The sequence below is a fragment of the Caballeronia sp. M1242 genome (assembly GCF_017220215.1).
GTDB lineage: Bacteria > Pseudomonadota > Gammaproteobacteria > Burkholderiales > Burkholderiaceae > Caballeronia.
Genome location: NZ_CP071130.1, coordinates 19,520 through 31,971, shown reverse-complemented (window position 1 = coordinate 31,971; position 12,452 = coordinate 19,520). Strand labels below are relative to the sequence as shown.

The following is a 12,452-nucleotide window of genomic DNA, read 5'->3' as shown; positions in this document are numbered from 1 at the left end:
CCGTGCGCGTCGGGCCTATCTCCGCGTATGCGGAGGAACCCTCGAACAACTGGACGAGCCGGCCTGGCTCGAGGGCCTATCTCCGCGTAGGCGGAGGAACCTTGGCCCCTTGTGTCTGCGTCTTGACTCCGCCGGGCCTATCTCCGCTTACGCGGAGGAACCCAGTCCCGCTGTTGCTGGCTGATCACGTATTCGGGCCTATCTCCACGTACGCGGAGGAACCTACCAGTTCGCTTCGTCGTATTCGCCGGTCGCCGGCCTATCTCCGCGTACGCGGAGGAACCGCGGCGCTCGTCGTCGTGCTCGGCAGCAAGCGTGGTCTATCTCCGCGTACGCGGAGGAACCTCTCCCACATAACCCGATGATTGAGTGCCGTCCGTTTCAATCGATGCCGAATTGCTGCGCGCGCAACCGATAGATCGTCTTCACGCGCGCCCCTTCGATGCCGCGCAGCGTATCCAGATCGCGATGCGGCAACACCTCGCCCAACCGCAGCGCATACATGTGCCGCCCAACGGCCAGGCGTCGGCGCGCGCTGCCCCACAGCTCGGCCTGCCGCCGCGCGACATCCGAGCGATCCGGCATGAGCGGCAACGCGGTGTAACCGCGCACGCCGCTCGCGCCAACCGCGGCAAGCAGGGTGCCGTGGCGCGCAAGCAACCGCAGTGCGTCATGCGTTACGCTGCCGCCGGGGCCGAGCAGAACCATGGATACCGACTGATGCGGAATCTGATCAACGTATTGCCCGCTCGTGAAATGCAGGCATCCGTCGATGACGCCGAGTTCGCCGCGCTCCAGCCACAGCAGCCCATGGCGATCTCCACGCGGCACGCGCGACGTGTCGAGCCCCAGCCGCCCCTCCAGCATGTCGCGCCTGCGCGATCAACCGTCGATAGAGGCAGGCTTCAGCACCAACATGCCGAACCCAAATGCCCGATGCCGTCCGACGCCGCGCGCAAGCAGCCGAGCGAAAGCATCCGGCTCTTCTACACGCAAGTGTCCGGTAAACACCGCATCCGGGCCGTTGATGGAACGTGACTGCCGAGGCGTGCCGTCGCCGGCAACGGCTTGCGTGCGACGAAGCACCGGCGTGAGCTGGAACCGCGTCATACGAGCTTCGAGCACACTGGCCGCTCCGGTCGATCGGAACTGTTCGTTCAGCCATTCGGCATAGACGGCCTCGCGTCGCAGATCGTCGTCTTCGGGTCTTTGCGAACACGCGACCAGAAACGCATCGCGTTCGCGGACTCTTTTCTCGTCGGCGCGCTTGCGGCGGCGCGTGGGTAACCGGAGATAGGCCCACGCAGTGGGGCGACAAGCAGATGGCGGTCGCGGTTCCTCCGCGTATGCGGAGATAGGTCCTGCGGTGGCGGTGGCCTGAAGTGCAGCGGTCGGGTTCCTCCGCGAATACGGAGATAGGCCGCACACGCTCTCTCTTCTCGCTCTCGCTCTCGCGCTTCCTCCGCCCATACGGAGACAACTCAACCCCTAACCCCCCAACCTCCCCCGCGCCACCTTCACCACCCCCACCAACGCCTCCCCACTCAACCTCGAAGCGACCTCCTTAACGTACACATGATGCCGCCCCTCAAGCGCCGCACCGAGATACTGCGCGTGCAAATACCGAATCAGCGCAATCCGCCGATGCCCCAACGCGATGCTCCGATCGAGCAGCGCCAGCGCCGCCTGCGCATCGTGCTCCTTACAAGCGCGTTCGGAAAGCCGCGCCGCCGCATCGCGCGATGCGTTCATGCGCTCGACACAGCAAGCGCCTGTTGCACTCGCCACGCATCGTAATCCGCGCGCCGCCAGTCGAGTTCGAGCGCGAGCCTTCGCGTGCCCTCGCGAATCTTCGGCTTGTGGAGCGCAAGCGTCAGCGCATCGAGCGCCGGCCATGCATCGAACGATAACGCGGCAATCTCCACCGCAAGCGTTTCGAGCAAGCGCGTATGCGTCTTCTCTTGCAGATACACCGTCACGCGATTGCACCAGGCCTCGTAATCGATCAGCTCGTCTTCGCGAGGCATGCCGCGATACCGCAGGCTCGCATCGATGGATATAGCCTGTGGCGCGCGATGCTCGTGCTCATAAAGCCCGACGCGCGTCATCACGACGAGTTCATCGACGATCACGCGCCATCCTTGTCCGCCCGTATGCAACGGCTCGTACGGCTTCATGCGAGCAGCGGCTCGGCCGCATCGAGCATGATCTTCACGAAGTAATCCGCGAAGCTGCGACGCACGATGATTTCGAAGCGATCGCCGCCCAGCGGCACCAGCGTGATCGACGCCTTGAAGTAGTGGCTCTGCGCACACTGCCCCGCGCCGAAGACCTTCGGATGCAAATCCAGCGGACAGCCGCGCGAAAGCACATCGCGCGTGCGAGGACCGTCGATATCGAGCACCGTATAACCGCTGCCGATATCCACCGCCGATGCGAACGCGCCCGCGAAGGCATCGCGCAATCGCGCTTCGAGCGGCGCCGCGCGCGATGCATCGTGCTGCGCCTCGGACACCACAAGCCATTCGTCCGGCCCGAGCCACAGCATGTCGTAGCCGTTGCCCTTCGCGATGGTGTTCGGCATCGAAGGCGGCGCGCAGCCGATCACGCTTTCCGCCGCGTGCATGAACGCGGCATCGCGTGTATCGCCGCGCACGTTCACGAGTTGCAGGAACGGACGCTCCGTCAAGCGAAACGCCTTCGACGCGCCCGCATGATGCGCCTTCATCAGCGCATCCGCGCCCACGAGCGGCGACTCCTGCCACGTCGGGCCGAGGCTGCTCTGCCCGACTGCCATGCGATCCACAACGGTCGAGGAACCTTTGGTTTCATTCCACATGTTGACGTGCTCCTTCGCTGTCGTAGAACACCGAACTGGTGATTTTCGCGTTGATCTGCTTGCCGCTCGCAAGCGGAATCGTGACGGTTTCGCCGATCTTGTCGAGCCCGCCCTTCACGACGGCCAACGCAATCGAACGCTTCAAAACAGGGCTGTAATAGCTGGACGTCACATGGCCGAGCATCGGCGCGGTATCGCCCTGGAACGGACCCGCGACGATCTGCGATCCCTCCGGCAGCACGAACGAAGGATCGTCCGTGAGCAAGCCGACGAACTGCTTGCGTCCCGCCTTCGCGGTATCCGAGCGCGTGAGCGAGCGCTTGCCGATGAAGTCTTTCGACTTCGCGACGAGGCCGCCCATGCCGAGGTCGAACGGCGTCATCGAGCCATCGGTGTCTTGCCCGACGATGATGTAGCCCTTCTCCGCGCGCAGCACGTGCATCGTTTCAGTGCCGTACGGCGTGATGTCGAATTCCGCGCCCGCTTCCATGATGGCTTCCCACACCGCGCGGCCCACGTTCGCCGGCACGTTCACTTCGTAGGCCAGTTCGCCCGAGAAGCTGATGCGCATGACACGCGCCGATGCACCCGCCACCGTGCCATCGCGATAGCTCATGAACGGGAACGCGGCGTTGGCGAAGTCGATGTCCTGACACACTTTTTGCAGCACCTTGCGGCTATTCGGTCCGACCACGGCGAACGTCGCCCAATGGTCCGTCACCGATGCGAGCCGCACGCGCATGTCGGGCCATTCGGTTTGCAGCCAGCGTTCGAGCCACGTGAGCACGCGTGCCGCGCCGCCGGTGGTCGTCGTCATCATGTAGTGATGTTCGGCGAGGCGCACGGTCACGCCGTCGTCGAAGATCATGCCGTTTTCATCGAGCATCAGGCCATAGCGGCATTTGCCCACTTCCAGCTTGCTCCACGGGTTGGTGTAGACCCAGTTCAGCAGCTTCGCGGCATCGGGGCCTTGAATGTCGATCTTGCCGAGCGTCGATGCATCGAGAATGCCGACGCTCTGACGCACCGCGAGCGATTCACGCGCGACGGCCGCGTGCATGTCTTCGCCGCCCTTCGGGTAGTACCACGGGCGCTTCCAGTTGCCGACGTCCTCGAACATCGCGCCGTTCTGCACGTGCCATTCGTGAATGGCCGTCTTGCGCACGGGATCGAGAAACTCGCCCAGTTCGCGGCCCGCGAACGTGCCGAACGTGACAGGCGTGTAGTTGGGGCGGAACGTCGTGGTGCCTGTCTCCGGAATGGTCTTGCCGAGCGCCTGCGCAAGAATCGCCATGCCGTTGATGTTGCCGAGCTTGCCCTGATCCGTGCCGAAGCCCATCGCCGTGTAACGCTTCACGTGCTCCACCGATTCGAAGCCTTCGCGCGCGGCGAGATAGATGTCGGCGGCGGAAACGTCGTTCTGGAAATCGACGAACTGCTTCGGTCCGCGCGTCGCGAGTTCGCGTCCGCCGACGAGCCACAGCGGCATGATCGGCGCTTCCGCGATCTCCGCGACCTTCACCGGCTGCGTCCGCGCCACGATATGTCCCGCTGCGCGCGCCGCTTCCGCGCCCGCTTCGAGACCGAAGCGAATGCCGCGTGCCAGCGTGAAGTCGCCCGCGCATGCACCGACGCTCGTCTCCGCCTGCATCGCCTTGCCGGGGACGAAGCATGCTTTCTCATCGTGCCAATGCGCCTTGCCGCCGGATTGCGCGAAGAGATGCAGCACCGGGCTCCATCCGCCGGACATCGCGACGAGATCGCAAGGCAGGTCGGCTTGCTTCGCGCCGACCGTGCCGTTCGCATACGAAGCCACTTCTACCGACGACACGCGCAGCTTGCCGTGCGCTGCCGTCACCACCGCGTTGTTCATCACGCGCACGCCGTAGCGTCGCGCGGCTGCGGGCAATGCGCCCTTCGTTTCGGCAGGACGCGGATCGACAACCGTGACCTGTGCGCCCGCCGCCTTGAGATCGAGCGCGCATTGGTAGGCGTCGTCGTTGTTGGCGAACACCACTGCGTTGCGGCCCGGCAGCACCGCATAGCGATGCAGATACGTCGATACCGCGGACGCCAGCATCACGCCGGGCAGATCGTTGTTGCCGAACACGATGGGACGCTCGTGCGCGCCCGTCGCGAGAATCACGCGCTTCGCCCGCACTTTCCACATCAGTTCGCGCGTGCCCTTGCGCATCGACACGGGCAAGTGATCGGTCAGGCGTTGCGTCACCGTCACGAGATTGTGGTCCTGATACCCGAACGCCGTGCTGCGTGAAAGTATCTTCACGTCCGGCATCGTGCGCAGTTCGGCCTCGATCTTCTGCACCCAGTGCAGCGCGGGTTTGCCGTCGATCTCCGCGCGGCACGAGAGCAGCGAGCCGCCCAGTTCGCGCTGATCGTCGACGAGAATCACGCGCGCGCCGGACAAGCCCGCCGCATACGCCGCAGCGAGACCCGACGGTCCGCCGCCGACCACGAGCACGTCGCAATGCGCGAAGCACTTGTCGTAGCGGTCCGCATCGCGTTCTTCGGGCGCCTTGCCGAGACCGGCTGCATCGCGAATGACTTCTTCGTACTTGGGCCACAGCTTGCGCGGCCACATGAACGTCTTGTAGTAGAAGCCCGCCGGAATGAAACGCGCGATCTTCTGATTGATCGCCATGCGATCGTTCTCGATGTTCGGCTTCGCGTTCACGCTCTCCGCGACCAGTCCCTGATACAGCTCCACTTCGGTCGCGCGCGCGTTCGGCACCGTATAAGCGCCCTTCTCCAGTTGCACGACCGCATTCGGTTCTTCCACGCCCGCCGTCACGATGCCGCGCGGCCGGTGATACTTCCAGCTACGCGCGACGAAGTGCTGTCCGTTGGCGAGCAGCGCGGACGCGAGCGTGTCGCCCTGATAGCCTTGATACGTCTTGCCGTTGAACGTGAAGGTCAGCGCGATGGCGCGATTGATGCGCCCGCCCGTTGCGAGTCGGTCTTTCTGGCTCATTTCGACGCTCCCTCCTTGTTGTCCATCACAGCCAGCGGACGGTCGAACGTCTCGTAGCCCTGAATCTCGTAGGTCACCGTGTCACGCTGCGCCTTGAACCAGCGGCGGCAGCCTTGCGCATGCATCCATTGCTCGCGATGCACGCCGCGCGGGTTCTTGCGCATGAAGAGGTAATCGCCCCATTCCTTGTCGGTGAGCTTTTCCGTTTCCAGCGGGCGCGCAATGTCCGCTTCGCCGCCGCACGAAAATTCGCTTTCGGCGCGCGGCCCGCACCAGGGGCATTCGATCAGCAACATATTCAGTACTCCTTCAGTGCGCCACGGCTGCCGCGCCGTGTTCGTCAATCAGATGGCCGGTATAGAAGCGGTCGAGCGAGAACGGCGCATTGAGCGGATGCGGCTCGTCTTTCGCGATGGTGTGCGCGTACGCCCAGCCGGAACCCGGCGTCGCCTTGAAGCCGCCCGTGCCCCATCCGCAATTGAAGTAGAGGCCCTTCACGTCGGTCTTGCTGATGATCGGGCATGCGTCCGGCGAAACATCGACGATGCCGCCCCACTGGCGGTTCATCCGCACGCGCGAGAACACGGGGAACATCTCGACGATCGCTTCCAGCGTGCCTTCGATGATCTGGAAGCTGCCGCGCTGCCCGAAGCCCGTGTACTGATCGACGCCCGCGCCGATCACGAGATCGCCCTTGTCGGACTGGCTGATGTACGCGTGCACCGCGTTCGACATCACGACCGTGTTGACCACCGGCTTGATCGGCTCGGACACGAGCGCCTGCAACGGATGGCTTTCGAGCGGCAGCCGCACGCCCGCCATGTCCGCGAGCGTCGTGGTGTTGCCGGCCGCGACGATCGCAACCTTCTTCGCCTTGATATGGCCTTTGGTGGTATCGACGCCGGTCACGCGGTTGCCCTCGCGCCGAATGCCCACCACCTGACAGTTCTGGATGATGTCCACGCCCGCCTGATCCGCGCCGCGCGCGAAGCCCCAGGCCACCGCATCGTGACGCGCGACGCCGCCGCGACGCTGTATCGACGCGCCCAGCACCGGATAACGGCTGTTTAGGTTGATGGTCGGCTCGATCTCCTTGATCTGCGCGGGGGTGAGGAACTCGGCATCGACGCCATTGAGCCGGTTCGCGTTCACGCGGCGCTCGGTATCGCGCACGTCTTGCAGCGTGTGCGCGAGGTTCATCACGCCGCGCTGGCTAAACATCACGTTGTAGTTGAGGTCTTGCGACAGGCCTTCCCACAGCTTCATCGCCTTCTCATACAGCGCGGCGGATTCGTCCCACAGATAGTTGGAACGCACGATGGTCGTGTTGCGCGCGGTATTGCCGCCGCCGATCCAGCCCTTCTCCAGAATCGCGACGTTGGTAATGCCGTGCTCTTTCGCGAGATAGTAGGCCGTCGCGAGGCCGTGCCCGCCGCCGCCGACGATCACCACGTCGTATTCGCGCTTGGGCTCCGGGCTGCGCCATTGGCGCTCCCAGTTCTCGTGATACGACATGCCGTTGCGCAGCAGGCTGAATATCGAATAGCGGCTCATGTGTTTCTTCCTTCGTAGCGGTGTTTCAGCACTCGATGACGTTCACGGCCAGCCCGCCGCGCGACGTCTCCTTGTATTTCGTCTTCATGTCCGCGCCCGTTTCGCGCATGGTCTTGATGACCGAATCCAGCGACACGTAATGCTTGCCGTCGCCCTTCATCGCCATGCGCGCGGCGTTGATCGCCTTGATCGCGCCCATCGCGTTGCGCTCGATGCACGGAATCTGCACGAGGCCGCCGACGGGATCGCACGTCATGCCGAGGTGGTGTTCCATGCCTATTTCGGCGGCGTTTTCCACTTGCGCGGGCGTGCCGCCCATCACGGCTGCGAGCGCGGCGGCGGCCATCGAGCACGCGACGCCCACTTCGCCCTGACAGCCCACTTCCGCGCCGGAAATGGAAGCCGTCTCCTTGTAGATGATGCCGATGGCTGCCGCCGTCAGAAGAAAGCGCACGATGCCTTCGTCGTTCGCGCCGTGCATGAACTTCACGTAGTAGTGCAGCACGGCGGGAATCACGCCGGCCGCGCCGTTGGTCGGAGCAGTGACCACGCGCCCGCCCGAAGCGTTTTCTTCGTTGACGGCCATCGCGTAGAGGTTCACCCAGTCGAGCATCGAGAGCGGATCGCGCAGCGATTCCTCGGAACGCGAGCGCAGTTGCGCGCACAGGTCCGCGGCGCGGCGCTTGACCTGCATCGGTCCCGGCAAATCGCCGCGCTCCTTGCAGCCGCGCTCGACGCACGCGGCCATCACGCGCCACACGGCCAGCATGCCCTCGCGCACTTCGTGTTCACTGCGATTCGCGCATTCGTTCTTCATCGCGACATCGGCGATAGACAGACCTGTCTCCCGGCAGATGCGCATGAGATCGTCGCCGGTACGAAACGGATACGGCACGCTCGCGCCCGCCCGCACACCGTTGACGCGCTCGCCTTCGCGGTTCGTCACGAAGCCGCCGCCGACCGAGTAATACTCCTTCTCGACGAGCAGTTGACCGTTTTCATCGAACGCCTGAAAGCGCATGCCGTTCGGATGCACCATGCTCGATCCCGCCGCGCCCGGCATCAGCTTGCGATAGAAGCCGATATGCTCGCGCTCGTCGAACACGATGGCGCGCTTGCCGAGCAAATTCAGACGCTTCGTCGCGCGGATGTCGGCGAGGCGCGGCGCGATCGCGTCCGGATCGATCAGATCGGGGAGATTGCCTTCGAGGCCGAGCAGCACGGCCTTGTCGGTGCCGTGGCCCTTGCCCGTCGCGCCGAGCGAGCCGAACAACTCGGCCCGCACGCGGGTGACGAAGCCGAGCAGGTTCGCGTCCTCGATGTGCGACGCGAAGCGGCACGCCGCGATCATCGGCCCGACGGTATGCGAGCTGGAAGGTCCGATGCCGATCTTGAACAGATCGAAAACGCTGACATTCATGGCGTGGCCTCAAGGTTGGCGGTTCGCGTCGTTCGAATGAGCGAGCGCGTTCGACATGGCCTCATTGCACCAAACCGCAATTCCGGCAGATAGAACAAAAACGGCATGGAAATGGGATGGCGGCGTCAGCGCTTACCAGAGCGCGCAGGCCGCAGCGCGTTCCTGCGCAGTTTCGTTGCAAACCGGGGCATTTTTGAGATTGCTCCGAACGGCTAAACAAATACGTCTCGGTATATTCCCTAGGTCCGTGAGAGCCCGCGCGAATGCGTCTCTCGTCTTCCAGTCCCCCGTTTAACCCGTTTGCAGCAATGGAAAGTCACGCTCTTCCCGATCAGTTCTTCAAGTCCTGGGTCTTCGCGTTTCTTGTCGGCGTCGGCGTCGTCGGCGCGCTTCAGGCGACAGGCGTTCTGGCTCCCGAACATGTCCTCACCCGCGAAGCGCCTTTGTGGGTCGCGCTCATGCTCGTCTGCTCCATCGATCCGGTTTTGCGCTACTTCGGCGTGTTGAAAGCCGAGGTCGAGCAGCGCTGGGGCGATTACACCGTCGCGAGCCTGCTCGGCCGTTCGACGGGCGCGCTGATCGGCGGCGTGTTCGCCTGGGCGTTCGCGGTTCTCGGCGCCTGATTCATCGCTTCACGCCGCGCGTTCTGCGCGGCGTTTCCTTCCTTTCTGACCATGCGCCCGTTGCGCGTGCCCGGTGTTATGCTCGCCGCATACCCCAGAGCCGCCGCACCGCACGCGCATGAATCCCGCAGAATCTCTTCCGCCGCTCTCCATCGACGGCCAATCGAAATCGCGCATCCGCTTCGGCATCGTGCTGTTGCCGAACTTCACGCTGACCGCGTTCTCCGGCTTCGTCGATCTGCTGCGTCTTTCCGCTGACGAAGGCGACTTCAGCCGCCCGGTGCGCTGCTCGTGGAGCGTGATCGGCGAAACGCTCTCGCCGGTGCGCGCGAGCTGCGGCATCCAGATCACGCCGTGGGAAACCTACGAGCAGGCCGAACCGTTCGACTATGTGGTCGTCGTCGGCGGCCTGCTGCATTCCGGGGCTTCCGCGAGCGATGCCACGCTGCAATTCATTCGCCGCGCCGCTGCCCGCGACGCGACCATCGTCGGCATGTGCACGGGCGTTTTCACGCTGATGCGCGCGGGCGTGCTAGACGGCCATCGCGTCTGCGTGAGCTGGTTCCACTACTGGGACTTCGTCGAGCGTTTTCCGCAAGCGGACGAGCAACTGCTCGTCGCGGACCGGCTGTTCGTGATCGACAGACGGCGCATCACTTGCTCGGGCGGGCGCGCTTCCATCGACGTGGCCGCCGCCATTTTGCTGCGACACTTCGAGACCGCGACGGTGCAAAAGGCGCTGCGCATTCTGCTCGTCGACGACATGCAGAAGGGCAACGCGCCGCAGCCGCATCCGCCGGGCCTCGCGCCCGCCACGCATCCGAAGGTCAAGCGCGCGATTCTTCTGATGGAGCAGCACGTCGGCCGTTCGCTCACGCTCGATGAACTCGCGCACAAGCTGGACATGTCGACGCGGCAACTCGAACGCCTCTTCAAAGCCGAGACGGGCAAGGCGCCGCAGGCGTACGCCAAGCAGGTGCGGCTGCGCACGGCCGCATGGCTGCTCACCAGCTCGGACAAGACGGTGGCCGATATCGCGTCGAGCTGCGGTTTCTCCGATGCATCGCACCTCGGCCGCGAATTTCGCAAGCAGTTCGGTCTGCCGCCGATGATGTATCGCGAGCAGCGCGGCGCAGACACCGAGGAAGTGCATCACGCAATGGACTACGACGAGACGTTTCCCGGCCGCGCACAGGCCATCTGACCAATTCCAACGAAGGAGACTGGCATGGAGACTCACGGTTATTCGGAGCAAGAGTGGGCGCTACGCTGTGACCTGGCGGCGCTGTATCGCGTCATCGCGCATTTTCGCTGGACCGACATGATCTTCACGCACATCAGCGCGCGCGTGCCGGGGCCGGAGCATCACTTCCTCATCAACCGATACGGCGTGCTCTTCGACGAAATGCGCGCGTCGGACCTAGTGCGCATCGACAGCGAAGGCCGTCCGGTCGATGCAAACGCGGCCGAGCATCCCGAGCGGTATCGCGTGAATCCGGCTGGCTTCACCATTCACTCGGCCATTCACATGGCGCGGCCGGATGTGGTTTGCGTCGTGCATACGCATACGCCGGCGGGCGCGGCGGTCTCCGCGCAGAAGCAGGGGCTCTTGCCCATCAGCCAGCATGCGCTGAAGTACTACGGGCAGATCAGCTATCACGACTACGAAGGCATCGCGCTGGATCTCGCGGAGCGAGATCGTCTCGTCAACGATCTCGGCCCGCATAACGCGATGATCCTGCGCAATCACGGGCTGCTTGCATGCGGCCGTTCGATTCCCGCTGCGTTTCAGGAAATCTATTTTCTGGAACGGGCCTGCGAGATTCAGCTGCGCGCGCTCGCAGGCGGCGGCGAGCTGAATCTGCCTTCGCCCGAAGTGTGCGAAACGACCGCCGCGCAGTATCGCAGCGACAGCATGGAAAGCATTGCCGCGCTGCAATGGCAGGCCGCGTTGCGCATGATCGAAGGCGGCAAGACGGATTATCGAACGTGATCGTCAGCTAGCTTCGTGACGCAACGCGCAGCGGCGGTCACGCGGAAAGACGCCGCTCCGCGCTCGGCGCATGGCCGAATTGCGCGCGATATGCCTTGCTGAAGTGGCAAGGCGAATGGAAACCGCAGACGCTCGTCACGCGCGCAATCGATGCATCCGTGTTGCGCAACAGATCGCGGGCGCGTCGCAGGCGCAGCGTCAGGTAGTAGTGCGTCGGCGACACGCTGAGGAACATCTTGAACATGCGCTGAAGATGCCGCTGTGAAAGATGCACGAGCCGCGCGAGTTCGTCGAGCGAAAGCGGCTCTTCGATATTCGCTTCCATCAGCCGGACTACTTCGACCAGTTCGGCGCGCGAGAAGCCGACGCGCGCATCGACCGGAATATGCTGATAGTCGGTCGAGCCACGTATGCGCTCGACGATGAACTGCTCCGACACTTGCGCCGCATGGGCCTGCCCGAGCCGCAGGCTCACGAGATTGAGCATCAGGTCGAGCGGCGCCGTGCCGCCCGTGCACGTTACGCGGTCACGGTCGATCACGAAAAGCTCGTCGGCGAAGCGCACATGCGGGAAGCGCTTGTTGACGGGCGACATGTCTTCCCAGTGCAGCGTGCAGCGGTAGCCGTCCAGCAGCTTCGCCGCGAGAAGCGCATACGGCCCGGTGCAGATGCCGCCGAGCGGCACGCCCGCCTCATGCACGCACTGCAGCAGCGCGATCACGGTGTCGTCGACATAATCGGCGACGTGCCAGCCGCCGCACACGATCAGCACGTCGGGCATGCCTGCTTCGTCGAGCGTCGTTGCAGGCTTGACCGTCATGCCGTTGCTCGCGCGCGCCGGCTCGCCGTCCGGCGTGATGACCGACCATCGGTAGTGCTCCGCGCGGCCGATGTAGTTCGCCATGCGCAGCACTTCGACCGCGCTCGTGAACGCGATCATCGAGAAGTTCGGCAGCGTCAGAAAGCCGAAGTGCGCGAGATGGGCGAGCGGCGATTCGGCGGCTGCGGGGGCGATCGCATCGCGCTTCATG

12 protein-coding genes and 1 pseudogene are annotated in these 12,452 nt (G+C 64.2%); 3 read left to right on the top strand and 10 right to left on the bottom strand.

Going from position 1 to position 12,452, the window contains the following annotated elements:
• Window positions 1-384 precede the first annotated feature (384 nt).
• The 9 genes and pseudogenes from JYK05_RS13855 to JYK05_RS13815 form a co-directional block, all read right to left on the bottom strand.
• A pseudogene (locus JYK05_RS13855) lies at window positions 385-867 on the bottom strand (type I-E CRISPR-associated endonuclease Cas1); the annotation flags it as partial.
• 15 nt (window positions 868-882) lie between these two features.
• Window positions 883-1,470, bottom strand: coding sequence for a type I-E CRISPR-associated protein Cas6/Cse3/CasE (gene cas6e / locus JYK05_RS13850; RefSeq protein WP_175940843.1), 588 nt, complete (start codon window positions 1,468-1,470; stop codon window positions 883-885).
• 18 nt (window positions 1,471-1,488) lie between these two features.
• Window positions 1,489-1,752, bottom strand: coding sequence for a hypothetical protein (locus tag JYK05_RS13845; protein WP_206469035.1), 264 nt, complete (start codon window positions 1,750-1,752; stop codon window positions 1,489-1,491).
• A complete protein-coding gene (locus JYK05_RS13840) occupies window positions 1,749-2,177 on the bottom strand; it encodes a dihydroneopterin aldolase (protein ID WP_175940841.1) in 429 nt (142 codons plus the stop codon). Before JYK05_RS13840 ends, JYK05_RS13845 begins: the two co-directional genes overlap by 4 nt.
• A complete protein-coding gene (locus tag JYK05_RS13835; RefSeq protein WP_175940840.1) occupies window positions 2,174-2,839 on the bottom strand; it encodes a sarcosine oxidase subunit gamma in 666 nt (221 codons plus the stop codon). The genes JYK05_RS13840 and JYK05_RS13835 overlap by 4 nt, the downstream gene beginning before the upstream one ends.
• Window positions 2,829-5,831: a sarcosine oxidase subunit alpha family protein gene (locus JYK05_RS13830; protein ID WP_206469033.1), complete on the bottom strand. Its 3,003-nt coding sequence runs from the start codon at window positions 5,829-5,831 to the stop codon at window positions 2,829-2,831. The genes JYK05_RS13835 and JYK05_RS13830 overlap by 11 nt, the downstream gene beginning before the upstream one ends.
• Window positions 5,828-6,127: a sarcosine oxidase subunit delta gene (locus JYK05_RS13825; protein ID WP_175940838.1), complete on the bottom strand. Its 300-nt coding sequence runs from the start codon at window positions 6,125-6,127 to the stop codon at window positions 5,828-5,830. The genes JYK05_RS13830 and JYK05_RS13825 overlap by 4 nt, the downstream gene beginning before the upstream one ends.
• 13 nt (window positions 6,128-6,140) lie before the next feature.
• Window positions 6,141-7,385, bottom strand: coding sequence for a sarcosine oxidase subunit beta family protein (locus tag JYK05_RS13820; protein WP_175940837.1), 1,245 nt, complete (start codon window positions 7,383-7,385; stop codon window positions 6,141-6,143).
• Between the two features lie 25 nt (window positions 7,386-7,410).
• Window positions 7,411-8,805 (bottom strand): L-serine ammonia-lyase, encoded by a 1,395-nt coding sequence (locus JYK05_RS13815; protein WP_206469031.1) that lies wholly within the window; start codon window positions 8,803-8,805, stop codon window positions 7,411-7,413.
• 308 nt (window positions 8,806-9,113) lie between these two features.
• Here JYK05_RS13815 and JYK05_RS13810 point away from each other — a divergent pair, with 308 nt between their 5' ends.
• From JYK05_RS13810 to JYK05_RS13800, 3 genes are all read left to right on the top strand, one after another.
• Window positions 9,114-9,428 (top strand): hypothetical protein, encoded by a 315-nt coding sequence (locus JYK05_RS13810; protein ID WP_206469030.1) that lies wholly within the window; start codon window positions 9,114-9,116, stop codon window positions 9,426-9,428.
• A gap of 118 nt (window positions 9,429-9,546) precedes the next feature.
• Window positions 9,547-10,632, top strand: coding sequence for a GlxA family transcriptional regulator (locus tag JYK05_RS13805; protein ID WP_175940834.1), 1,086 nt, complete (start codon window positions 9,547-9,549; stop codon window positions 10,630-10,632).
• 24 nt (window positions 10,633-10,656) lie between these two features.
• A complete protein-coding gene (locus JYK05_RS13800) occupies window positions 10,657-11,421 on the top strand; it encodes a class II aldolase/adducin family protein (protein WP_206469029.1) in 765 nt (254 codons plus the stop codon).
• Between the two features lie 37 nt (window positions 11,422-11,458).
• Here JYK05_RS13800 and JYK05_RS13795 read toward each other — a convergent pair whose 3' ends face one another.
• Window positions 11,459-12,451, bottom strand: coding sequence for a GlxA family transcriptional regulator (locus tag JYK05_RS13795; protein ID WP_206469028.1), 993 nt, complete (start codon window positions 12,449-12,451; stop codon window positions 11,459-11,461).
• Window position 12,452 lies beyond the last annotated feature (1 nt).